At 45.6% G+C, this 23695-nt stretch carries 25 protein-coding genes and 3 pseudogenes; 22 read left to right on the forward strand and 6 right to left on the reverse strand.

What is annotated here, in order from left to right; genetic code table 11:
• Positions 1-207: 207 nt before the first annotated feature.
• Positions 208-504: a hypothetical protein gene (locus H6H03_RS23810; RefSeq protein ID WP_190957529.1), complete on the forward strand. Its 297-nt coding sequence runs from the start codon at positions 208-210 to the stop codon at positions 502-504.
• 280 nt (positions 505-784) lie between these two features.
• Here H6H03_RS23810 and H6H03_RS23815 read toward each other — a convergent pair whose 3' ends face one another.
• On the reverse strand, positions 785-1873 hold the full coding sequence (locus tag H6H03_RS23815) for a nucleotidyltransferase domain-containing protein (RefSeq protein WP_190957530.1): 1089 nt from the start codon (positions 1871-1873) through the stop codon (positions 785-787).
• 443 nt (positions 1874-2316) lie between these two features.
• Here H6H03_RS23815 and kdpA point away from each other — a divergent pair, with 443 nt between their 5' ends.
• The 8 genes and pseudogenes from kdpA to H6H03_RS23855 all read left to right on the forward strand — a co-directional run bounded on the left by kdpA (position 2317) and on the right by H6H03_RS23855 (position 10914).
• Positions 2317-4062 (forward strand): potassium-transporting ATPase subunit KdpA, encoded by a 1746-nt coding sequence (gene kdpA, locus H6H03_RS23820; protein WP_190957531.1) that lies wholly within the window; start codon positions 2317-2319, stop codon positions 4060-4062.
• 108 nt (positions 4063-4170) lie between these two features.
• Positions 4171-6312 carry a potassium-transporting ATPase subunit KdpB gene (kdpB, locus tag H6H03_RS23825; protein WP_190957532.1) on the forward strand — a complete coding sequence of 714 codons (2142 nt, stop codon included), beginning with the start codon at positions 4171-4173 and terminating at the stop codon, positions 6310-6312.
• A 130-nt stretch (positions 6313-6442) separates the two neighbouring features.
• Positions 6443-6712, forward strand: coding sequence for a potassium-transporting ATPase subunit F (locus tag H6H03_RS23830; RefSeq protein ID WP_190957533.1), 270 nt, complete (start codon positions 6443-6445; stop codon positions 6710-6712).
• Positions 6712-7350 carry a K(+)-transporting ATPase subunit C gene (kdpC, locus tag H6H03_RS23835; RefSeq protein WP_190957534.1) on the forward strand — a complete coding sequence of 213 codons (639 nt, stop codon included), beginning with the start codon at positions 6712-6714 and terminating at the stop codon, positions 7348-7350. Before H6H03_RS23830 ends, kdpC begins: the two co-directional genes overlap by 1 nt.
• A gap of 270 nt (positions 7351-7620) precedes the next feature.
• Positions 7621-7989, forward strand: a complete 369-nt coding sequence (locus H6H03_RS23840; protein WP_313931905.1) for a TrkA C-terminal domain-containing protein — start codon at positions 7621-7623, stop codon at positions 7987-7989.
• Positions 7982-8317 (forward strand): hypothetical protein, encoded by a 336-nt coding sequence (locus H6H03_RS23845; protein ID WP_190957535.1) that lies wholly within the window; start codon positions 7982-7984, stop codon positions 8315-8317. Before H6H03_RS23840 ends, H6H03_RS23845 begins: the two co-directional genes overlap by 8 nt.
• A gap of 165 nt (positions 8318-8482) precedes the next feature.
• A pseudogene (locus H6H03_RS40500) lies at positions 8483-8647 on the forward strand (pentapeptide repeat-containing protein); the annotation flags it as partial.
• A gap of 488 nt (positions 8648-9135) precedes the next feature.
• Complete coding sequence (locus H6H03_RS23855) at positions 9136-10914, forward strand: iron uptake porin (RefSeq protein WP_190957536.1); 1779 nt, start codon at positions 9136-9138, stop codon at positions 10912-10914.
• A gap of 256 nt (positions 10915-11170) precedes the next feature.
• Here the strand turns inward: H6H03_RS23855 and H6H03_RS23860 are convergent, their stop codons facing one another.
• On the reverse strand, positions 11171-11560 hold the full coding sequence (locus tag H6H03_RS23860; RefSeq protein ID WP_242057963.1) for a Na/Pi symporter: 390 nt from the start codon (positions 11558-11560) through the stop codon (positions 11171-11173).
• A 38-nt stretch (positions 11561-11598) separates the two neighbouring features.
• Here H6H03_RS23860 and H6H03_RS23865 point away from each other — a divergent pair.
• Positions 11599-11820: pseudogene (locus H6H03_RS23865) on the forward strand (helix-turn-helix domain-containing protein); the annotation flags it as partial.
• Between the two features lie 17 nt (positions 11821-11837).
• Positions 11838-11993: pseudogene (locus H6H03_RS40505) on the forward strand (Ig-like domain-containing protein); the annotation flags it as partial.
• A 90-nt stretch (positions 11994-12083) separates the two neighbouring features.
• Here H6H03_RS40505 and H6H03_RS40510 read toward each other — a convergent pair.
• Positions 12084-12239, reverse strand: coding sequence for a hypothetical protein (locus H6H03_RS40510; protein ID WP_242057964.1), 156 nt, complete (start codon positions 12237-12239; stop codon positions 12084-12086).
• A gap of 235 nt (positions 12240-12474) precedes the next feature.
• Here H6H03_RS40510 and H6H03_RS23880 point away from each other — a divergent pair, with 235 nt between their 5' ends.
• The 9 genes from H6H03_RS23880 (at position 12475) to H6H03_RS23920 (ending at position 21264) form a co-directional block, all read left to right on the forward strand.
• Positions 12475-13092 (forward strand): TetR/AcrR family transcriptional regulator, encoded by a 618-nt coding sequence (locus H6H03_RS23880; protein ID WP_242057965.1) that lies wholly within the window; start codon positions 12475-12477, stop codon positions 13090-13092.
• A gap of 269 nt (positions 13093-13361) precedes the next feature.
• Positions 13362-13604 (forward strand): hypothetical protein, encoded by a 243-nt coding sequence (locus tag H6H03_RS23885; protein WP_242057966.1) that lies wholly within the window; start codon positions 13362-13364, stop codon positions 13602-13604.
• The gene (locus H6H03_RS23890; RefSeq protein ID WP_190957539.1) at positions 13601-13918 is read left to right on the forward strand and encodes a hypothetical protein; all 318 of its coding nucleotides are present in this window, start codon (positions 13601-13603) and stop codon (positions 13916-13918) included. The genes H6H03_RS23885 and H6H03_RS23890 overlap by 4 nt, the downstream gene beginning before the upstream one ends.
• Before the next feature lie 314 nt (positions 13919-14232).
• On the forward strand, positions 14233-14949 hold the full coding sequence (locus H6H03_RS23895) for a CPBP family glutamic-type intramembrane protease (protein ID WP_242057967.1): 717 nt from the start codon (positions 14233-14235) through the stop codon (positions 14947-14949).
• A gap of 387 nt (positions 14950-15336) precedes the next feature.
• Positions 15337-15624, forward strand: a complete 288-nt coding sequence (locus tag H6H03_RS23900) for a hypothetical protein (protein ID WP_190957540.1) — start codon at positions 15337-15339, stop codon at positions 15622-15624.
• 518 nt (positions 15625-16142) lie between these two features.
• On the forward strand, positions 16143-16634 hold the full coding sequence (locus tag H6H03_RS23905; RefSeq protein WP_190957541.1) for a peptidoglycan-binding domain-containing protein: 492 nt from the start codon (positions 16143-16145) through the stop codon (positions 16632-16634).
• Between the two features lie 17 nt (positions 16635-16651).
• Entirely contained in the window at positions 16652-16939 is a 288-nt protein-coding gene (locus tag H6H03_RS23910; RefSeq protein ID WP_190957542.1) for a hypothetical protein, read from the forward strand.
• A gap of 250 nt (positions 16940-17189) precedes the next feature.
• The gene (locus H6H03_RS23915; RefSeq protein WP_199339066.1) at positions 17190-19457 is read left to right on the forward strand and encodes a prolyl oligopeptidase family serine peptidase; all 2268 of its coding nucleotides are present in this window, start codon (positions 17190-17192) and stop codon (positions 19455-19457) included.
• Between the two features lie 271 nt (positions 19458-19728).
• The gene (locus H6H03_RS23920; protein WP_242057968.1) at positions 19729-21264 is read left to right on the forward strand and encodes an alpha/beta hydrolase; all 1536 of its coding nucleotides are present in this window, start codon (positions 19729-19731) and stop codon (positions 21262-21264) included.
• 109 nt (positions 21265-21373) lie between these two features.
• Here the strand turns inward: H6H03_RS23920 and H6H03_RS23925 are convergent, their stop codons facing one another.
• Together H6H03_RS23925 and H6H03_RS23930 are read right to left on the reverse strand one after the other, a co-directional pair.
• Positions 21374-21595, reverse strand: a complete 222-nt coding sequence (locus tag H6H03_RS23925) for a hypothetical protein (protein ID WP_190957544.1) — start codon at positions 21593-21595, stop codon at positions 21374-21376.
• Between the two features lie 368 nt (positions 21596-21963).
• On the reverse strand, positions 21964-22131 hold the full coding sequence (locus H6H03_RS23930; RefSeq protein WP_190957545.1) for a hypothetical protein: 168 nt from the start codon (positions 22129-22131) through the stop codon (positions 21964-21966).
• Between the two features lie 128 nt (positions 22132-22259).
• Between H6H03_RS23930 and H6H03_RS23935 the strand changes: the two genes are divergently transcribed.
• The gene (locus H6H03_RS23935) at positions 22260-22487 is read left to right on the forward strand and encodes a hypothetical protein (protein ID WP_190957546.1); all 228 of its coding nucleotides are present in this window, start codon (positions 22260-22262) and stop codon (positions 22485-22487) included.
• A 124-nt stretch (positions 22488-22611) separates the two neighbouring features.
• Here H6H03_RS23935 and H6H03_RS23940 read toward each other — a convergent pair whose 3' ends face one another.
• Entirely contained in the window at positions 22612-23211 is a 600-nt protein-coding gene (locus H6H03_RS23940) for a cupin domain-containing protein (protein ID WP_242057969.1), read from the reverse strand.
• Positions 23212-23336: 125 nt separating this feature from the next.
• Here H6H03_RS23940 and H6H03_RS40515 point away from each other — a divergent pair, with 125 nt between their 5' ends.
• Positions 23337-23645 carry an AraC family transcriptional regulator ligand-binding domain-containing protein gene (locus H6H03_RS40515; RefSeq protein WP_242057970.1) on the forward strand — a complete coding sequence of 103 codons (309 nt, stop codon included), beginning with the start codon at positions 23337-23339 and terminating at the stop codon, positions 23643-23645.
• Positions 23646-23695 lie beyond the last annotated feature (50 nt).

Raw genomic sequence — 23695 nt, forward strand, 5'->3', positions numbered from 1 at the left:
TAGGAGTTAGAGGTTAGGGGTTAGGAGTTAGGAGTTAGGAGTTAGGAGTGGGGGATGAGGGAGACAAGAGGAAAAAGAGACAACGAGAATAACTCTTAACTCGTAACTTCTAACTTCCAAGTAACTCCCAACTCTTAACTCCCAACTCCTAACTCTTAACTTTTAAGATCTAACTCAGCACTGGGCACTTAGCACTGAATACTGACTATGAGATTTTGGTATTTTTGGTTCAACAGCTTAATTTTATCTAGCCAATACAACCCGCCTCGGTTTGTAGAATTATTGATGCTGTTTTTAGCGATCGCTATGCTGGCAATAGCGAGTGTTTTACCCGAAAGACCATATTTAATCTTAGGCTTGAGCTTAGTAGTTGGAGCATCTATTTCTATCTTAGTGCGGGAAGCGATCGCCCCCTCACCGCAAACACGAATTACACAATTCACAGCATTACTATTACTAATTATTAGCCTTTTTGGCTTTGCTGATTTAGTTCAGACTCTTTAAATTTAGTCATGAGTTATGAGTTAAGAGTGAGAAGTTAATTAAAAACTCCTAACTCTCAACTTCTCACTTCTAATTTTTTTATTTACCAAGAAGGGGAAAAGGGGAAAGGGGAAGGGAAGAAGAAAAAACTTTTCACCACAAGGTATAAAGCCCCTGTTTTGAAAAATGGAGAACAAAAAAGAAGATTGAGGAGATACATAGTGCAATAAAAATTGCCGACTCCATGCGTTGAAACCCCTGTTTTGAAATTGCTGGTTCCTTTCCCCTTTCCCCCTCTTTTTCACCACTTTTGCATTTCCACTAATTCCATACACAATTCATTAATTTGCTCTAGATCGGGTTTATGAGGCAGGTTAGATTGTTCGTAAACAATTTCCATTTCGGCAACTAAATCTTCTGCCATTTTCATAACCTGTTCATAGGAATAATCACCCTTGAGGATAGCTTTTAAATCATCAGCATCACCAGCTATTCTTCTATCTACAATCACCTCTCCTTGACGTAATATTTCTAGTCCACTGCGTAACAATCTAATGCAGTGCATCCCATGTTTGAGGTCAAAACCAGACTTGAGTTCCATTTCTGCTCTAGCCGGATTTCGATTTTCCTGCCAAGATAAGTAAGCCTTCCATTCTCTTAGGGCTGTTTGATAACTTTGACTTTTCTGAAGCAGGCGGATAAAATCTTTACGGCTATTAGTTAATTTTTGGGTATATTCTAAAGTTTCGTCGGGTAAAGTATATTGTTTTAACACTCCTTTAAAATCAATATCTGCTGTCAGCAATTTGTATAATTGCTCAGCTTCTTCCAAAAACTCAATTCTGCCTCTAATTAAGTTATAAAGATATTCCAAAAAAGCATTTAGTTCATCTTTGGTTAGGGCTGCTTCGTCTTCTATCTCAAAGTCAGATGGTAATGGTTTTTTTTGCGGTGGCTTTAATAACCACTTGCGATGAGTTTCCATTTTTTTGATTTGAGCGAAGGCATAACCAGTGTAAGTATGCTTTACCTTCTTGCTCAAAAATAATTGTTTATGATTAATTAAATGCTGTCCGACTGGAGTTAGAAAAGGATAGTTATTTAACCAGAGTAATTCTAAAACATTGGGGTTGGCTCCCGATAATAACTGGATGATTTTTTTTAATTCATATATAACTGTATCTTTGTTATTATCTAGAAATGGAAATATTCCTGGTTCATCCCAGCCAGCATCTTTTTGTTCTATGCGATCGAATCCCAAATAGTACCTTTTGGGTGCGATAAACACTCCGCGATAATCCAAGTCGGAATCGGGACGATTTAAACCATATCCGTGGCTACCTGCCAAACCAACTAAAATAGTTCTTTGTTCAATTTCTATTCTTTTCATTTCAATGGAGTATAAATAACGAGGGTTGTGCTATTCTAATGCACTAAACCAGGTTTCTAAATCTGCTTGAGCCTGAAAATCTAACAAAGCTTCCCTCAAGGCTGCAAGACACCTGAATTCTTTAAGGATACTGTGAAAATTGAGTGGCTTCAGATCCCCGACTTCTTTGAGAAGTCGGGGATCTTGTTGTTCCCGAATGATTTAGGATTTATATACTTGCAGATATATATCAAAATAAACACTCTAACAATTTATATTCCTGCAAAACTATATCGCTAATATATCTAAGTTCAAATATTAATTTACACCTTGTTTTTCTTAACAAAAAGTTTCATGATTGATTTGTAAAGTACATATTCATCAACCAAGAATCATTTAAATATTCACAGCAATCTATTTAATAATCATTTCAACATAACTCATGTCGGAGTTCGATTAATCCAATGTTAGAAGGATGGATTCAAATTATATTAACGCTACTAATTGTAGTAGCAATTACTCCATTTTTTGGGCGCTATATGGCGCGTGTCTACCAAGAACAAAGTACTTTTCTCGATCCAGTTTTAAATCCGGTTGAGCGAGTGCTTTATTCCTTGGTTGGTGTAAAAGCTAAAGAAAATATGACTGGTTGGCAGTATGGGCGGGCAATATTGTATAGCAATGTTGCAATGGGGTTGCTAATTTTCTTGATTATTATGAATCAAGGATGGTTACCATTAAACCCAACTAAGATAAATGCCCCAACTTGGGATACAGCGCTGCATACTACTATTTCTTTTATTACTAATACCAACCAGCAGCATTATTCTGGTGAAACTTACATGAGTTATGCCAGCCAAATGTGGGGACTTGGTTATCACATGTTCACCTCAGCGGCCACTGGTTTGGCTGTGGGAATAGCTTTTATTCGAGGATTAACTGGTAAATCGTTGGGCAACTTTTATGTAGACTTAATTCGCTCGATTACGCGAATTCTGCTGCCTATTTGTATTGTCGGCGGGATTGTTTTGATGGCGGCTGGCGTGCCAGAAACACTGGCGAGTGTAGCGGTGTTTCCCACCTTGGAAGATCCTAACGTTAGTCAGGCGATCGCCCGCGGCCCCGTTGCCCATTTTGAAATCATCAAAGAATTAGGCGAAAACGGCGGCGGCTTTTTTGCCATCAACTCCGCACACCCCTTTGAAAATCCCAACGGATTTACCAATTTAATTGAAATTGTCGCCATGCTTGCGATTCCCACTTCCTTAATCTACACCTATGGCTTGTTTGCTAATAACACTAAGCAAGCTTGGTTAGTCTACGGCATGGTGGGTGTTATTTATCTAGTATTTATTATCGTTACAGCCATTGGTGAATACAACGGCAACCCGGCTGTGAATGCGGTGCTAGGAAGTCAGCAACCGAATTTGGAAGGTAAAGAAGTCCGGTTTGGTTGGGCACAATCTGTGCTGTTCGCGGTCAGTACCACCGGTACCATGTGTGGTGCAGTCAATAGTTTACACGATTCCTTCATGCCCAACGGCGGTTTTATTACCCTTTCCAATATGTTCCTACAAATTATTTGGGGGGGACAGGGTACAGGAACCGCTTACTTGTTTGCTTACCTAATTCTGGCTGTGTTCGCTACAGGATTAATGGTGGGACGCACGCCAGAATTTCTCGGACGCAAAATTGAGAAGCGGGAAGTTGTACTGGCTAGTTTCTTAATTTTGCTAGTTCACCCCATCGCAATTATGATTCCCGCAGGTATCGCTCTAGCATTTCCCGAACAATTATCAGGAATTAGCAATCCCGGCTTCCACGGTTTTGCTCAAGTTATCTACGAATACGCCTCCGCTGCTGCTAACAACGGTTCCGGGTTTGAAGGCTTAGGCGATTCCCAACCTTCGCCGTTAGCAATAGCTACAGGTACAGAACCGACTTTAACCGCTTTGTGGTGGAACTTGAGTACCTGCTTTAGTTTACTAGCAGGGCGCTATATTCCCATACTGGGTTTACTGTTTTTAGCAGATAGCATGTCTCGCAAGCAAGCTGTTCCCTATACTGCTGGGACATTGCGAACCGATACCGGATTATTTACAGGCGTTACCGCAGGCGTGATTTTAATTCTAGGCGCACTTACATTCTTCCCAGTATTAGCATTAGGCCCTGTTGGTGAAGCATTTTTTATCGCAAAAGGTATTGGGTAGGAGTAGGGAGGTGGGGAGCAGAGATAAATTAATGAGTCTTTGATACTCGTTAATCCACCTCAAAGACTTATGCCCCATGCCCAATGCCCCATTCCCATAATTTAATTTATGCCAACTACTACTAATCCTCATTCACCCCGCGTTCCATCGGGAACTCGTGATTCGCGCAAGCACACCCCCAAGGCAGATATGCGGGGAATTTACCAGAGAGCAATTCGTGAGTCATTTGTCAAGCTCGATCCGCGAATTACTGTTAAAAATCCAGTGATGTTTGTTGTTTGGGTCGGGACAATTGTCACTTTTCTAGTTACCCTTAACCCAAATTTGTTTGGTACAATCCAGGCAAATATCAACCAACAACGCTTGTTAAATGGGTTGATTACCTTTATTCTGTTTTTCACACTCGTTTTTGCTAACTTTGCTGAAGCTGTGGCTGAAGGACGGGGCAAAGCTCAGGCTGATTCACTGAGAACGACGCGATCGGATACCATCGCTAATAAAATCCTTCCTGATGGTTCCATTGAAAAAGTCAATTCTACGGAACTGCGGCGGGGTGATTTGGTAAAGGTAATTGCCAATAATCTGATTCCCGCCGATGGCGAAGTAATTAAAGGTATTGGTTCAGTTGATGAGTCTGCGATTACTGGGGAATCTGCGCCTGTGTTGAAGCAACCAGGTACGGATATTGCCAGTTCGGTGACAGGAGGTACGCGCTTACTTTCCGACGAGTTGACGATTAAGATTACTGCCGACCCAGGTCAAGGCTTTATTGACCGCATGATTTCCTTAGTAGAAGGAGCAGAACGCACCAAAACTCCCAATGAGATTGCCTTGACGGTATTGTTAGCAGTGCTGACACAGGTGTTCTTAATTGTAGTAGCGACGATGCCGCCATTTGTCAGCTACATCGCCAATTTTATCACCACTGTATTTGGTGCTGAGGCGGCAAACAGTTTACGTGCGGGTGCTAGCGTGGCGATTTTAATATCGTTACTGGTAGCTTTGATTCCCACAACTATCGGTGGTTTGCTCAGTGCGATCGGTATTGCAGGGATGGACAGGGTTGCCCAATTTAACGTCATCGCCACCTCTGGTCGAGCAGTGGAAGCTTGCGGCGACATAAACACTTTGGTGCTAGATAAGACAGGAACAATCACGTTGGGTAACCGCATGGCTGATGAGTTTATTCCCCTGAATAATCACTCACTAGAAGATGTGGCGCGAGTTTCCCTAGCTGCTAGCTTATTTGACGATACCCCAGAGGGCAAGTCAATTGTGGCATTAGCAGAAAAGTCCCAGGTTGGGATCGATTTTAATACCGAGAAAGCCGAAGGTGTAGAGTTTTCCGCCAAAACCCGCATGAGTGGTACAAATCTACCCGATGGTAAACAAGTTCGCAAGGGTGCGGTGGACGCAATTAAGGGATTTGTGCGTTCTCGTGGCGGTTACGTTCCCGATGATATAGATGCAGCTTATGAGCGAGTTTCCCGGTTAGGGGGTACACCCTTAGCTGTTTGCCAGGATGAGAAAATTTATGGTGTTATTTACCTCAAAGATATTGTCAAACCTGGTTTGCGAGAACGATTTGACCAACTCCGCCGCATGGGTGTTCGCACCGTTATGCTCACGGGTGATAATCGAATTACCGCTTCGGTGATAGCTCAGGAAGCTGGAGTTGATGATTTCATTGCCGAAGCGACTCCAGAAGACAAAATCGAGGTGATTCGCTCGGAACAAGCTCAGGGTAAACTGGTGGCAATGACTGGAGATGGTACAAATGATGCGCCTGCTTTGGCTCAAGCAAACGTGGGTTTGGCGATGAACTCTGGGACACAGGCTGCCAAAGAAGCTGCTAACATGGTGGACTTAGACTCAGACCCCACCAAGTTGATTGACTTAGTAACTATTGGCAAACAGCTGCTCATTACCCGTGGAGCATTAACAACCTTCTCCATCGCCAACGATATCGCCAAGTATTTTGCCATCATTCCGACTATCTTTGCTGCGGCTGGAATCGGCGCACTTAATATCATGGCACTAAAGAGCGCTCAATCTGCGATCGTCTCAGCGTTAATTTACAACGCCTTGATTATCCCAGCACTAATTCCCTTAGCACTTAAAGGAGTAAAATTCTTGCCTCTTTCAGCAGACCAATTACTACGCCGCAACATCTTCATTTATGGCATTGGTGGTATCATTGCTCCCTTCATTGCCATCAAACTGATAGATATAATTTTGCCCTTTTCTTAGGACTTGCAAATTAAAAAACATTTCTCTGTCCTCTTAATTTCTCTGTGGCCTCTGCGGTAGCCTGCGGCAAGCCGGTTTGCGTCTACGTTTTCTTAGATAATTTCTTTCTTGGTAAACCCTAAATTTACTTATGAAACTCCCTCACATCCAACACACTATTCCTATATCCCAACTATCTGAAGCAATAAGTGAAATCTGGTGTCAATGGCGTAAACAAAAACTGCCATTGTATTTATTCCTCGCAATGTGCTTCAACTTAGTAGTTGCACCCGTAGTTTATGCTGCCACAAGCGAACAACTTTCCCGGAGTCAAGCTTGGGGAGTGGGACTGCTAGGACTGGTGACGCTAGGACTTTCTATCTATTTATTTTTTGTAATGTTTGTACCGGAGAAATTTTAATGAGTTTTGCACGCGAAGCCAGCAGAGCTATTCGTTCTACCTTGGTACTCTGGGTAATAGGAGCGATTATTTATCCTTTTTTGATGATTGCCATTGGGCAGATTGTGTTTCCCTTTCAAGCAAATGGTAGTTTGCTGACAAATAATACAGGTCAAGTAGTGGGTTCTGCATTAATTGGTCAACCTTTTAGTAGCGATCGCTATTTTAACAGTCGTCCTAGTACCACTAGCTACAGCACAGCCGACCCCAAAAAAGATGATGCAGGAGTTTTACAAACCGGAGTTTCCGGTGCTAGTAATTTAGCTCCCAGTAATCCCGCATTACTAGAACGCATCAAAGGAAAAGATGACCCAGACCCAAGCAAAAAAGTTGAAGGTGATTTCAATCGTTTGAAAACAGCAGGCGTACAGCCAACTGCGGATCTTGTTTACACCTCTGGTTCTAGCCTTGACCCCCACATCACCCCCGAAGCCGCCAAAGCCCAAATTGCACGAGTAGCCAAAGCGCGGGGAGTTCAGCCGAATCAACTCGAAACTTTAATTGCTCAAAACACAGATGGTCGGTTTCTCGGCATCTTTGGTGAGCCTGGAGTTAATGTTTTGAAGTTGAATTTAGCTTTGGATAAAATCAAAGAATAAAAGCATGAAAAGTGCTTAAAATATTTATCTATTCAAGTTTTAGCTCTCCGAATTTTTAAATAACTCGGAGAGCTTGTTTTTTACAAATGATGAATAATTTTTTATGGTAAAAATATCCCGCTTTTATATATCTCTAAGTATATGCCTTGCTAACTATTAGGTAGATATATATATATTTAGATATGATTTCTATTGTTAGAAAATATATCAATTCTAAATAAAATTTTCTCTATACTGTTGGACAATATTATTAGAGTTAAAGAAGATTGAGTGTTAAAAAAAACTTTAGAACCAAGTTTATTTGGTGTTTTAATCCAAGTAAATAGTATTTACTGTGGTATTCATTTAACTGAGATTCAGTTACCAGATAAATGTGCTTTTTTGGGAATTTTAAGAGAAAATCAAGTGCTTTCCGCAACAGATAATCCGATTATTTGTGCTGGAGATTACATCTTAGCGATCGCGATTCATCCAATGATGATTCCCGCTCTCAAAGTCACTCTCAAGAAAATCCATTCTCTCTACTATTCCCTCAACAATTGTTTATTGGAATCTCGACCAACAGACAAACAATCTCTCAATTCAGATGATTCAGAATTTATTCCTCCAAAAGAGCGTTTATCAGTCTACCTTGATTGAAGCTAAAGCGATTGAAACAACACATAATCACATCAAAGCGCGGGACGGAGATATTTCCTTTGTAGCAGTATTTTTGGCTCATGTTTGCTTCATGATGGCTTGGGGAATTCTTGTTTATTTTGTTTCATGTTTCTGCAAAGCACTAGAAGAGCCACAACAAAATGTAACACAGGATAAAGATGAAATAGTAAGTATCAAAACTGTACAGCAACATCCTTGTAAAAAGTGTCAATTTTTTAAGAACAATTATTATCTCAAGTGTGCAGTAAATCCTTCCATTGCTCTAACCAAAGAAGCCCTAAATTGCTCTGACTACAAATCTCGCTAGAGTTATTTGATTTAACTTTAATTCACATTTGTGAATCTCTTTTTACGACCCCTGATTCCGATGGCATTTGTCTTTACTCCTTCCCTGATTAGTCAAGGCAATGATTTGCTTCGACAGTATGTTATTCAACAGCTTCAATAAACAAGAAAATGTTTCGGTTGTAATTTATCAAGATTGGATTTCTCAAAAGCAAACTTACAAGGAATTGATTTGCGATCGGCAAATCTTCAAAGAGCGAAGCTGAAAAATGCTAATCTCCGGTATGCAAATTTGGAGTGGGTAGACCTTCGCGGTGTGAATCTCCAAGGAGCGGGTTTTTTATGGGTTTGAACCGGACTTTTTTCAGCAAAATGTCTCTAGAATTATTGGGGATGTGATTAGCTAGTTTCATGGCTCTCTAGAAATCTGGCCAACTCTCGTGGAAATCTGTTAATTTTATAAAGATAAAAAGGAACTACCGCAAATTAGAGTCAAAAAGAAGAAGCTAAAGTCTAGAAATGGGTCAAAAGCTAGCGAAATACCAGCATAAAGACTTTTTGATCAATTTAAAGTCAGAATTTAGGAAAATAGGATGATGAATCAATAGGGCGATCGTACTAGATTCTGACTTTTGACTACTAAGTGCCCAATGCTGACAACGGTTTATTTGAAACACAAGTCATCTACAAAAGTTTACGATTCTTCATCCGTAAATATTCTGTGAGACATAGCTCATGTGACTACAATCTGATAATATTTTTACCAAGTAGAATAATTGCTTATTCTCTTTTTCTTGAACCCACTGATTTTGGGTATTTTTTGGGAAAGGAAAATAAAAAATGTCTCATTTATTGTGGAAAACTCTGGTACTAAGTCCAGTAGTTTTAGGAGTGACGGTGTTGGTTTCCGCTAGGGCTATAGCTGCTGAGGTAGCAGGCTCTTCTGAAGATGCAAAGGCAAAAGCTTTTCAGACAGAAGCACCAGAAGCTATTGGCGCCTCACTATCGATGCAAATACAGCAACCAAGTGCCGAAAAATTTGTGGTTGCCCAAGCAAAGACTGATGATAGTCAAGTCTTAGAACAAGTTAACCGCTACAGCAGCGAAGGCAAAAAACAGAATTCACTGTCTCAAGTCACATCAGTTTCTCAATTTTCCGACGTACAGCCGACTGATTGGGCATTTCAAGCTTTGCAATCTCTGGTTGAGCGCTACGGTTGTATTGCTGGATACCCGAATAGCACTTACCGTGGTAACCGGGCCCTGACTCGTTATGAGTTTGCCGCAGGTTTGAATGCTTGTTTAGACCGGGTTACTGAACTGATTGCCACAGCAACTGCTGACTTGGTGACAAAACAGGATTTGGCGACTCTCCAGCGTTTGCAAGAAGAATTTTCAGCAGAACTGGCAACTCTGCGTGGTCGAGTAGATGCTTTAGAAGCGCGTACTGCTGAACTGGAAGCAAATCAGTTTTCCACTACCACCAAACTAGTCGGTGAAGCTATTTTTGCTGTTAGTGATATATTTGGCGGTAACACTGGCGATGTTAATAATACTGTCTTCCAAGATCGGGTACGTTTAGACTTGCAAACCAGCTTCACGGGTAAAGATGTACTACACACCCGTCTGGCAGCTGGTAATGCAACAGCCTTTAGTCAAATAGATGATGCTGGTTTTCCTATTGATACTGCTGAAGGTACACAAACGTTTCAAATCGGTAGCACTGGTAACAACAGTGTGATTATAGACTGGTTGGCGTATTACGTACCCATTGGCCCAGCCCAAGTTTACATTGCAGGTACCGGAGGTATTCATAGCGATTACGTTGCCACTAATAACCCTTATTTTGAGGATTATGACGGTGGTAATGGTGCGTTGTCTACCTTTGCTTCTGAAAGTCCCATCTATCGTATTGGTGGTGGTGCAGGTGCGGCATTGACTTTACCCTTTGGTAAAGGTGGTAGCATTTTGAGACCAAGTTCATTGACCATAGGTTACTTAGCGTCAAATGCTAATAATCCTGGGGGAAATCAAGGTTTGTTCGAGGGTAACTATGCTGCTCTAGGACAGTTGAACTTTAGTATTGGCGATCGCTTAGCGATCGCTGCTACCTACGTTCATGGTTATCATGGTGCTGGAGGCGGTAATTTATTCGATCTAGGTGGTGGTTTAGGTAGCACTAACCGCGTTGTAGGTACAGGTCAAGCAAATACCCTAACTACACTAAACGGATCTTCCAGTAATTCTTACGGTATAGAAGCAGCCTTCAGACCTAGTGACAAACTCTCAGTTAGTGGCTTCATTTCTTACCACGATATCACAGGCTTCGGCGCAGATGATGATTATGAAGCTTGGAGCTATGGTCTTGGAATAGCCTTGCCTGACTTCGGTAAAAAAGGTAACGTATTGGGTATTTTTGCTGGTGCAGAACCATATGCCCGTAACCGACCAAATTTTGTTGGTAATGACGTACCTTATCACTTTGAAGGGTTCTATAGATATCGCGTGTCAGATAACATCTCAATCACCCCTGGTGTGATTTGGCTGACCTCTCCTGGTCAAAACAGCGATAACGACGATGCAATTATTGGTACCCTAAGAACAACTTTCACATTCTAAAGGTTTAGCAAAACACTACTAAGTCACCAAAGATTTTAACTTTGGTGACTTAATTTTGTTATTATTCATTAGTTATTAGTCAAATGACTAATTTTTAGCGAATTCGTGCTTATTGGAAAATTTTTTAGGGTGTAATTTCCAGTTCTCTGAGATGGCGGGGGAGAGAATTAGAGAGTAATAATTTGTATCAAGTATTTTGTGAAATTTCCCTTGCAGTTCTCCTGGTTTCCTTGTCTTTCCCCTTATGGTCTTGTAATTATTTCTTTAACATTTCAACTTGCCGATTTTGGTTTTGTCCATCAGGAATTAGTCGTTCTAATGCATGGGCAATCCAGGGTAAAAAAGCGATCGCTATCATCACTCCCAGTACGTTAAATATCAATTGTGCATTAGCAATTTGCCGAGCAATATCGTCTCCAGCACCAAATAGCTGAGAAATCCACTGAGTGACTGTTGCCAACTGGCTAGCAAATATAATCCCTACACCAGCACAAACAAGATTAAATAATAAATGAAAGACACCTGTCCGCACTGCTGGGCGGTCGCGCCCCAGAGTAGCTACTAGCGTGTCAGCACAAGTGCCAACTTCAGCACCCAGCATTAACGCCACACCTGCGGGTAATGAGATTAATCCTTGACTAGCCAAAGTTACAAATAAGAAGATGAAGCCGTTTAAAAGCAACTATGCCACAGCCAGCCAAGAACTTTTTAACGACGGAACAAGTCACACAACTACAACAAGCTCTAAAAGAGAGCGACCAATCGCATATCAGAGAAAGAATTCTCATTATTCTGCTCCAGAATGATGGTAAACCGCAACATGAAATTGCTAAATTTTTAGGTTGTTCGCCCAGAACAGTAGCATATTGGTGTATGCACGGAGACCCAGATAATCTTGAAACTCTAACATAACTAGAGATATTCTGCGTAGATTTACAGATTTAGATAATGATACTTTAAGCATTAGCAACTTCACTAACCCCACTAACGGCACACTAGCACTCAACGACAACAACACTCCAGACAACCCCAGTGACGACTTCTTTATCTACACCCCCAATGCCAATTTCAACGGCACTGACAGCTTCACTTTCACTGTCGCTGATGGCAATGGCGGCAACACTACAGGTACTTTTAATAGCCATAAAGAAAGTAATTCGTCATATCTGTCAATTAGGTGCGTGACTGTTCGTTGGCTTCTTCGCTCTGGTCGGAGCGCGATAGCCTACGGCGGGGCGCAGCCCATCGCAAAACCCTTCCAGCACCTCACGGCTACCAGAGCGCAATGGCACTAGCCAGGGGTCATTGGTTTTGGTATCTGGCAAGAACAACAGCTTGCCATCGAATGAGCCAACATTTAACTACCTAATCCTTGTGGTGCTATCACAATCTTGCACAGAAGCATCAGTCCTAAGTTCAATAACACTGTCGACAAAGCTACCTCTTGCGATTGGTGTCATTAAATGTCAAATTGACATTTAATGACAAGTATTGAAACGAAAGACGGCTATGAGGAGTGATGGTGATAGCGACACGACCAACGATCGCAGACCAAGGGGGATGAGTGAGCAGCGGCATCAGCGAATACGTCTGGAGATTTCGCGGGAGGCGGCGCGTTTGTTCTGGGAACAGGGTGTCGCTGCCACGAGTGGTGAGCAAATCGCAAACGCGGTAGGAATCTCGGTGCGTACCCTCTGGCGGTACTTCCGTAACAAGGAGAGCTGCGCTGAACCTGTTTTGGCGCAGGATGTTGAGGAGTGTTTGGCGGTGTTGCGCTGCTGGCCTCGGGAGGTTTCCCTCGAAGATCACCTCGTCGAGTGGGCGACGAATCGCCCCAAGAATCCCGATCAGCAGTCCTACGACGATGCCGTGATCAAAATGACCGTGCTAGCTGAAAAAGAGCCGGATCTGCGCGCGGCTTGGCTAATGACTCACGATCGAATAGAGCGCGAGATGGCCGAGATCATCGCGGATCGCCTGCGCCGCCCGGCTGACGATATCGAGGTGCGGCTGCACGCGGCGACTGCCACCGCAGTCTTGCGCGTCATTAGTGAAGATGTCAGTGCCGCCCTTATGGCGGGAGTTGATCGCGCCTCTATCGGCAACCCGATCAAGCACATGGCTCACGCCGTGCGCGTAGCCACTGGTGGAGCCGTCGGTGATCCCGTCGAACCCTGAAAACAATAGCAAAGGCAACTAGCAACGCGACCTTTTACGAACTCTCGCAACTCGTGCTTATCCCTCTGTTCCTAGCGATCGCCTATGGAGTGTTCAAGCGTAAAGTCCCAACCCGTTTCCCAGAGCGATCGCAAGAGTCGTTGGTGATATCGTCAGTGGATCAGTCTGGACTGCTGTTGTCGTTCACGTCGTTTTCAACTTGCCCACAATTCCGGTGATGGTAGCTGCTGGTATGGGCTGATAGGAAGGATCATCTGGAGGTTAAACCAATGGCAATTCTGAAACAATTCGGGATTTTATTTGTATTGGGCAGTGTGGGAATTGTCATGTTCACGATCGCGTCTATTCCTTTAGTCGAGCAACAGTTAGCGAAACTGTCTCCAGAAATACTGGAAAAAGTGCCGCCATTGGGGATTTTAATGCTTCTGCAAGGACTACAGTATTCAATTCTACTGGCAATCAGCATTCTGCTCGGTCAATCCAAGTTTTACACCTTCAAACTAATCTCATGAAAAAGATAATTTTGCTAGCACTGGTGAGTACGGGATTCGTAGTAACTATGCCCTTTACGGCACAGGCACTAGATTCAGAAAAAATTGGTCAGAACCTTGATCGAGATCCGAATATGTTAATCGCTCAGTACGATCGCGATCGTACTGAACGATATCGCGACGATCGATATCGCAATCGGCCGTTTGTGGTTTATTACCGCAGCCGTGACGATCGCAAATGGATTTATGAGAGTATCCACTACAATCGTCGCGATGCCCGACGTGCTGCCAGGCGACTGGAGCGGCGTGGTTATCGAACCCGAATTTTAGGATAGAGCCGTTTCAAACTATGAGTTGCCAACACCTAAATCCCACTTGCGGGCTGCCAAGCGACTGGAGCAACGTAGTTATCTAACGTACGTTCAAGTGACAGCTTTGCCAGTAGGGTGGACACTGCCCACAAAACCTTACTGTGAAGGGTTTTACAAAATGGTGGACACTGCCTACCCTACTACTGCCGAGATATTCCGCCGCAGCGGATCGGTCTGAACTGCTGTCATCGTTCATGTCGTTTTCAACCTGCCCACTATCCCGGTGATGGTAGTTGCTGGCATGAGCTAATAAGACGGATCATCTGGAGGTTAAACCAATGGCAATTATCAAACAATTCGGGATTTTATTTGTATTGGGCAGTGTGGGAATTGTCATGTTCACGATCGCGTCTATTCCCTTAGTCGAGCAAAAGTTAGCGAAACTGTCTCCAGAAATACTGGAAAAAGTGCCCCCATTGGGGATTTTAATGCTTCTGCAAGGACTACAGTATTCAATTCTACTGGCAATCAGCATTCTAATCGGAATTGGTTGTGCCTATCGTGTTGGATTAAGCTCCCATTTGATTGATCATTGGGTGTTTCACACCGCTAAGTCTCCATCTTTTGCCGTTGAGATGAAGTGGAGCTTGGGTGTGGGTGCAGCGGCGGCGATCGTTTTCTTGTTGCTCGATCAGTTGATGCAACCTGTCCTACCTGAAGCGCTACGGGCAGCAAATAATACAGAGCCAAGTTGGTTGAATTTGCTCACAGCCATGTTCTATGGCGGCATGACTGAGGAAATTTTGATGCGCTGGGGTTTAATGTCGCTGCTTGTTTGGATCGCGTGGAAAGGGCTAAAACAAGGCGTTACGTTGCCAAGTCAAGGGATTTACCAGGGTGCGATCGTTTTAGCCGCGTTGGTATTTGGACTACTACACCTGCCAGCGACTGCCGCAATCGTTCCCCTCACTCCAGTTGTGATTATTCGGGCGTTGTTACTGAATGGGATTGTGGGGATTGCGTTTGGCTGGCTCTTTTGGCAATATTCGCACTAATGCTGCAATGTTAGCCCATATCAGCTTTCATGCTTTTGCCTCTGTTCTTAGGGGTTTACTGGCAAGGTTGGCTTAAGTTTTGGAATAGATATCGTAGGGCTAGTAGTACGCCAAGAAAACTTTGCATGGTGGCTAGCTCCAAGGGCAGAGGGGCGGAGGAGCAGAGGGGCAGAGGGGAAAGAACAAGGCACATTGAACTCTCCTCTGCACCCCTGCACCCCTGCTCCTCTGCCTGCCCCCACCTAACATTTTTGGGTTGGCAGACTACTAGCACTGCCCACAAAGCTTTACCGTGAAAGGTTTTAAAAAGAAAGGTTTTAAAAATGGTGGGCGATGCTCACTACTTGAATTGATGCTCAACTCTACAGTTTTAAGGTGGTAAATCAAATGATTCAGTACAAAGATTTTGCGCCTCGGATTACTGAACGGGGACCCTTCGGCGGACCTTCCGATTACGAATCCTTCTCTGAGGTTGTGAGTGCTGTCAATCAGTGGATTGCAAGTACAACGATACAGGTGATCAATGTTGAAACTGTTGTTTTACCCGATCGGATTGAAGGCACAAGTGATGATGTCTACGGAGTGACGACCAGTAATGCTTTCCACCCAGTGATGATCAGTCAGGGTCTTGCAATCAATTGCTTTCAATGTGTGCGTGTGTGGTACAGAGAATAAGCTTTATTGGAAAGAGAAAAAATGAAACGATTTACTTTGTTTACTTTCCTGTATCTTGCGCTCGGAGTTTGTTTGACGGCGATCGCACTTGGATACCCAAACCTGCCTTCGGGTTCTCAAAGAAGCTTGTTCATCAGTGCAGGAACCTCCTACATTTTTTGTCTCCTCAGCACCTTCCCATTTTGGCGCGAGAGGACGATCCGCTTCTATCGCAGACGGAATTCAGCGGTAATTCTACCCTGGTTGGTGATTGGATTCAATATTGTTTGGATGATCTGGGAGGTTCAGAGTCAGAACTGGACGATGGAAGCCATTTTAGGAGCGTTTTTGCGGCTAATAGTTGTCTTACCGTTTGTAGAACTCATTGTGATTACATGGCAAGTGAATTCTGAACATTAGTGTCTAAATCAGATGATCCTGAAACGAACTCGCTCTTTACCGATCGGAGCAAGCAGATGGAGTAATAACTCCGACACGAAATTGATGCTAACTAGAACTGATCCATCAGGAGGACAATCATGAAACTTCAAACCATTTTCAGATTAATAACGATCGCTACAGGATTGCTCGGAGGTTCACTCACTCATCCAGCGATAGCGAAGCGCTGCTGCGTTCGCCCTTGGCGTCTCCCCTTGGGAGAAGCGCAGATCGCACACAGCATTCCTCCACAACAAACCTCCCCCATTCTGATCGCCACTGCCTACACTGATTTAACCTTACCTACCTTACGCCAAGGCGATCGCGGCAGAAACGTGCAATTGTTACAGCGCATCCTTCAAGACAATGGCTTTTTAGGAGCCGCAGGTGTGAGGTTAGGCAATCCAAGGGGGGCGATCGTCGATGGCATCTTTGATGCGGTCACAGCGTCTGCGGTACGCGATCTCCAGCGACGATACAGAATCCCAGTTACAGGGCGAGTCAATCCAACCACCTGGGAAGTCCTGGATATGCACGAAAACCCCTATCGATCGCCGCTTCCCTGGAAACAACAGAACATTACACAACCATAAGCCACAGAAGATTTCTAATGAACCGAAAGATTCTTTCAACCAAAATCACAACCACAATCGCAATCACAATTCTGTTCGGCGTACTCCTACTGTTCAATTTTCCATCCCTGGCTCAAGTCAGTTCACAAGTGATTCCCAGAATCGAAGTGATCGAAAGTTCTGAAGGGATTCCACCCAGCTACCGTTTAGTCATTAGCCGATCTCAGGACAATGTTTATGTCTTCTGTCCGACTGACTTCGAGCCACAGTTGAACTATCTGCGAAATGTGAAGGCGATTCAATGTAAGCCGTTTACCAGTCCCTAGAAGTAAACCAGTTAGGGGCAACAGCATAACAACTCACACCACTTTGTTGCTTTGAATGGTTAATCAAAATTAGTTACGTATGAGCGAGGCAACTAGCAAGTGTCGATCAAAGTTGGCAAAGCGTAGTTCAGTCTCTTGAGAAGGTGCTGAAAGAATTTGATCAAAACAATGTAATTAATTTTGTTTATCTACTTGCGATCGTTTAACCCAGGTAGTTATGGTCAACCATTTTGTTACGTAGGTCAATGACATGTTCAAAACTGCAAAATCACGACAAGAAGTACTGGAATTCAACCTCTTTGGATTTCGACTCTCATTTCAAAAGATAAAGATACCGATGCGCCGCGCAACCCTTTTCGCGATCGCGCTACTCTCTACTACCCATTTCGCCTCCGCTTGCACGGATTCTACAGCAATCATGCCTACGATCGCCTATCCTGAAACCAAGCGGGTCAATGTCGTTGAGGAACATTTCGGGCAGAAGGTCGCCGACCCCTATCGCTGGCTGGAAAACAATGTCCGCAACGACAAGGAAGTTGCCGCCTGGGTCGAAGCCCAGAACAAGGTGACTAACGCTTATCTCAACACGCTACCAAGTCGAGATATCTTCAAGAACCGACTGAAGCAGTTGTACAACTATGAGCGGTTCACCATTCCAGTCAAAAAGGGGGGACGATATTTCTACCTCTATAATTCCGGACTTCAGAGCCAGCGGGTTCTCTATGTCCGCGACAGTGTGGATGGCGCAGGGCGTGTGCTGATCGATCCCAACAGTTGGGCAAAAGACGGGGCGATCGCGCTGGCCGAATGGTCGGCATCTGACGACGGCAAGCGCGTGGTTTATGCGGTGCAGGATGGCGGCACGGACTGGCGCACGATTCGGGTGCTGGACGTAAACACGGGCAAGGTGCAGGGCGATGAAGTTAAATGGGTGAGGTTCAGCCCCACCATCGCATGGGCTAAGGACGGCTCCGGCTTTTTCTACGCCCGTTACCCTGAACCGAAGCAAGGCGAAGCATCCCAGGCGGGCGTGACCAATCATGCCGTCTATTTCCACGCGATCGGCACGCCCCAGGCGCAAGATCGGTTGGTCTATGCCACCCCGGATCAGCCGAATCTGGTGCATACCTTGAGCATCACCGAAGACGGGCGTTATGTCACGATCACTTCCACGCCCGTTTCAGCGACCAACACACTGACCGTGGTGGATCTCAAGAGCGCTGATTGGAAACCTCGCAAGCTGGTCGATAATCTCGACAATCAATGGAGCGTTGCTGGCAATGTGGGGACAAAGTTCTTCATCATGACTACCCAGGACGCGCCGCGCTTCAAGGTGGTGACGATGGACATCGCCACTGCCGACCCAGCGATCAAGGATGTGGTGCCGGAGCAGGATTCGGTTCTGCTCAATGCGTCACTGGTCGGCGGACGGTTGTTCATCTCGTATCTGGTTGACGTGAAGACGGAAGTTCGACGCTACACGCTCGACGGCAAGGCGGACGGCGTTGTGAAGCTGCCTGGCATCGGCACCGCGATCGGCTTTGAGGGCGACCACAACGACCAGGAAACCTTCTTCGGCTTCACCAGCTTCAACACTCCGGGCACGATCTATCGATACGATGTCGCCAGCAATACGGCGCGTGTGTGGACACAACCCAAGGTTGCGATCGATCTAAATCGGATCGCGGTCGAACAGCGTTTCTACAAGTCGAAGGACGGTACCCGTGTCCCGATGTTTATTGTCCGGCGCAAAGATGTGACCAATCCAGCGCCGACCTTGCTCTATGCGTATGGCGGCTATGCCATAACCGAGCCTCCTGCCTTTTCAGCCGAGCGGCTAGCGTGGGTCGAACAGGGCGGGGTGTTCGCGCACGCCCATATTCGCGGCGGCTCCGAATATGGCAAGGCATGGCACGAAGCGGGTCGTCGTCAGAACAAGCAGAACGTCTTCGATGATTTCATAGCAGCGGGCGAGTATCTGAAGGCACAGAGTATCACGCCCCAAAATGGCTTGGCGATTCAGGGCGGATCGAATGGCGGACTTCTTATCGGTGCAGTGGTCAATCAACGACCGGATCTGTTCGCCGCTGCGTTACCCCAGGTTGGTGTGATGGATATGCTCCGCTTCGACCAGTTCACAGGCGGGAAATTATGGGTAGACGAGTTTGGGTCTCCGGCACAGGAAGCGGATTTCCGTAACCTCTTGAAATATTCGCCTTATCACAACATCCAGTCCGGCAAGGCTTATCCTGCGATCCTCGCCACCACTGCCGACACGGACGATCGCGTGGTGCCGGGACACACCTTCAAATATGTCGCCGCGCTCCAGGCAGCGGATATCGGTGACAAGCCCCACCTTGTCCGCATCGAGACACGCGCGGGACATGGAGCGGGCAAGCCCACGGACAAGATCATTGAGGAAACGGCTGATATGTGGGCTTTTGCCGCTCATTGGACGGGGCTGGATGTGAAGCCAGCGAAGCGATCGCGTCAAACAAATCAACATACGTCGAACTAATCGAGGAAGCGTAACGCCTCACACCACTCTATTTCCGTCAATGCGTAAGTTCTAACAAACTAATTTACACTCTGCGCTTTGGTGGGGTCATCGATGACCCCGTTGATACCTGAACCCATCAACAACTAGCTCGAAGGAGTTTATCCCCATGTCTCACATTTCTTCTAACCACAAGCAAGATCGTGGCCTATCTACGCACGGCTCAGAGCCAACGGTTCCCGCTAAGAGGAGAACCATGCTTGCTCACAAGCCCCACGTCCGAAGCTCGCTAATGATTGGGGCGGTGATATTGGTTCTTAGTGCCTGCGGCCAGCCCACATTCGGGCACCCGTCAGAGCCAGGAGGAAAAGTCCCTGCGGAGCTGAAACGCTTCTACAACCAGAAGCTGACCTTCGGCTCATGCGAGGGCTACGCCACCACGGATGCCGACGCTAAGGCCTTCGCCAACGACACCTTCAAATGCGCCCGGCTTGAGGTGCCGCTCGACTACCAGAACCCCGGCGGGCGAACCGCGCAGATTGCACTGCTGCGCGTATCGGCGAAGGGCAAGCCGAGCAAACGAATCGGCTCCTTGCTGCTCAACCCAGGCGGCCCCGGCATGTCCGGGATGAGCTACGCGGTTGAGGTGGCAAAGGACTTGGCCGACAGTCCGATCGCCAAGCAGTTTGACCTGATCGGGTTCGACCCACGCGGGGTTGCGGCCTCGACACCAGCCCTAGACTGCTTCACCGATGCCGAACGAGATGCCGACAAGTTGGTCAACTCGATCAACTCCGGGGGCAAGGACTACACGGACCACGAGACCCGTCAATTGTACCAAAAATGCGCCGAGCGTTCCGGCGGTGAGGACGTGCTGGCTCACGTCGGCACGCGCGATGTCGCCCGCGACATGGACGTACTCCGCGCGGTGCTCGGCGATGACAAGCTCTCCTTTTTCGGCGCCAGCTACGGTACCCGGCTCGGCGCGATCTACGCCGAAACCTTCCCGCAGAACGTGCGGGCCATGGTGCTCGACGGCGCGGTCGACCCCACCACCGGCACCACCGAGCGTCGCCTCGTCCAGTACGCGGGTTTCCAGCGTGCCTTCGACAACATGGCGGCTTTCTGCGCTAAAACCCCGACTTGTCCGCTCGGCACTGATCCCAAGCAAGCTAGCGCCGCCTTCCAGCAGATCGTGCGGCCACTGATTGATAAACCGATCATCACCGCAGACGGACGCAAGGTCACTTACACCGCCGTAATTGACGGCGTGACCACTGGGCTTTACAACGAAAAGGCCTGGCCTGCGGTGATTCTAGCCATCACCGAACTCAAGTCCGGAAGCGGTAAAACCCTGCTGTTCTTGCGCGACATCCTCAGCCAGCGGAATGCCGACGGTAGCTACGGCAATAACTACGAGTCCTTGGTGGCCATTAACTGCCTCGACGAGGAACGCCACACGCCCGAGCAGGAGAGCGCGATGACGCGCGACATTTTCAAGGTTGCGCCCTTCCTAGACACTGGCCGACCCGTCAACGCCCGCGACCTCTGTGAGCATTGGCGCGTGAAACCCACCCTCGGCTACCCCTACGCCCAGAACATCAAAGGACTCCCTAAAACCTTGGTCGTGTCGGTCACCCGCGATCCGGCTACCCCGCACGAGGGCGGCATCAGCCTCGCCAAGACGCTCGGCGCGAGCCTGCTGACCGTCGAGGGCGAACAGCACGGTGTAGCCCTCATCGGCGGCAATGCTTGTGTCAACGACATCGTAGCCGACTACCTCATCAGTCTCAAAATCCCCGCAGACGGCGCTCGCTGCGTCCTTTAGGGGCGTTGGGACATCTTAGAACGACATCTTAGAACAATGTACTTGTTTCATAGAGTGCGCTCGCGCCCTTGGGAGGCTTAAATCTTGCACCAATTGCTCCCACTTGAAATCACAAGCTATAAAGCTGATTATTCCGTAGGGTGGACAGTGCAGCGCCACCCTCTTCCACAAAGGAGGTGCAAGATGTCCGCGATCGCCTACGGCGGGCGGTTACGCCATCGGTGCGATTCGTTCGGTCGAAATGAGTAATAATGCTCAGGGATGACCGACATTGGTAAAGTAATCCGAAAGCATTGAGTTCGCACTTTAATCCTTTACCAGTGAAACTCACAATCCATGTAGGTAAGGAAGTCTAGCCGAGCCAACGGCAAAAACAGCTAGATAAAAACAGCACTAATCCTGCTAGCGCACCGGTAATCATTGGGAAAATATTTAATTTTGCCTGTTCTTCTGTTTTCGATTCACCACTCTTAATTTCCTGTCTATTCTGTGTATCTTTTTCAGCATTTTTAGATTGATTACTGTTTTGGCTTTCTGCTTTTTCTGCAACTTTTAGAAATTTGAGAATTTACCTGGAAATGCTTGAATTTTCTAATAAATTGACTATTTTACCTTTAAATCTCTAAAACTGATTGCATTATTATTATTTGAAATAAGTATGAGGCTTTCATTAGCAAACATTTAAAATTTACTCTGCCTTCAACCTACTAAATCTTTCAGCCAGGCAACTAATTCGTGGTGGACATAGACAGCGATCGCTAGCTGGCGATCTGTAGGAGGTATAATCACTTTAGAAGTAAATATCCAAACCAGCAAGATAGAAGTAGCAACTGTCAAAGTCAATATTAGAATGCGGCGTAAACGCATAATTTTACATAAGTTAGCACTACAGATAATATAGATAAAGTAAGTGTCAAAAAAATGCTATATACAATTTCTGTTAGCATTCCAGCATTGAATGATTGATTTTTAGCTTTTAATTAACGAACATGATTATGGTTAGTTTAATCTTATTATTAATAGGTTTAGGAATTTCGTTTTTAGCGTGGAAAACTCAAGACGAAATTCATCGTATTGCAAGTATGGTAACTGGAACAATTTCTTTGGTTTGGGGATTTTCTTTAGCTCCCTTGTCATTTCAATTGCTATTTGAGATTATTTCAGTTCTTGCAGCTTTTTCTGTTTGTATGCGTTGCTTAGGTTGTGGTTCAAACCGAGACTAACTTTTCACTCGATAAACTTTGTATCATTTTTGAATTGCAAAGCCAAAATATATATTTCGTGCCGTTCATCCCCTATTCCCCATTCGGTAGAGACGCGATCGATCGCGTCTCTACCCACTGCCATTTATTTGTATTTAGCTAATGACTTATCTACGTTCAAAAAATGGGCAATTGTAGCTAAAACTGTAACTATCAGCTTTTGCACAAACACTGGCGGGCCAACGATGATGGTGTCTGCTTTTTCGATCAGCAAGGCAAATTGCAAGAGATTTGTAGGGGTTCCTTCTTTATTTACCTTGCCATCGATCGCTAGTCCATACAACGACCGGAGAAAATGCTCAAATTCACCAGCTGGTCGGACTTCAGAAGTGAAAGTCACCCAATCCTCAGACGTATTGCGGAAACTATGATGCATACCGGCAGGAACTTCCAAGGCTTCTCCCGGCCGCAATATTTTTATATTTCCTTTTTCGCCAACTTCCATTTCCAGCGAACCGCTCAAAACCTTGAAGATTTCTGTCTTAGTATCGTGATAGTGCAGTGGGCTACCTTGGGAACCGGGTGGCAGTTGAAACAGGAATTTGACATACTTTCCATTAGTATCATAAGTTGAGCGAAGAATCGTCATGCGATCGCCCGTTACAGGGTTCTCAATTTGTTGATTGTTTGAGTCTGCGGTGAAAAATGCGTCAGCAAAGTGAGGGTCTAGTTTTGCAGATATCATTTTCAGAAATTCCCTTGGCGTTGTTCATACTCTCAAGGTATGCTGTCTGCAAAATCTTCAATTGACATCCTACGCCAAAGAATTGACCGAAGACGCCGATTTAGAAAACTCCGCCTGAATGCTTTATGAAAGAGGCTACTTTCTCCGTCTCCATTGTTCGAGATATCGTGCAATATGCAGCAACCTACGACGTAGACGCTAAAAAGTTGTGTGCTGCTGCGGGAATTGAACTAGCGCTGATAGATATGCCAGACCGGCAGATTACCGGAGCGCCTTTGAGAGCTTTATGGCGTGAAGTAGTTAAAATGACAGGTGATGAAAACTTCGGCTTGCATTTAGGGGAAGCTTTTAATGTAGCTGCGATCGGTATTGTCGGCTATGTGCTGTTAAATTGCACTACATTCAAGCAAGTTCTAGAAAAACTCTCTCGTTAGATTGGCCTGTTTTATCAGCCAACCCCAGCCTCTTGTCTATTTTTGAACAA

This window comes from Nostoc paludosum FACHB-159 (assembly GCF_014698835.1).
GTDB classification, from domain to species: domain Bacteria; phylum Cyanobacteriota; class Cyanobacteriia; order Cyanobacteriales; family Nostocaceae; genus Nostoc; species Nostoc paludosum.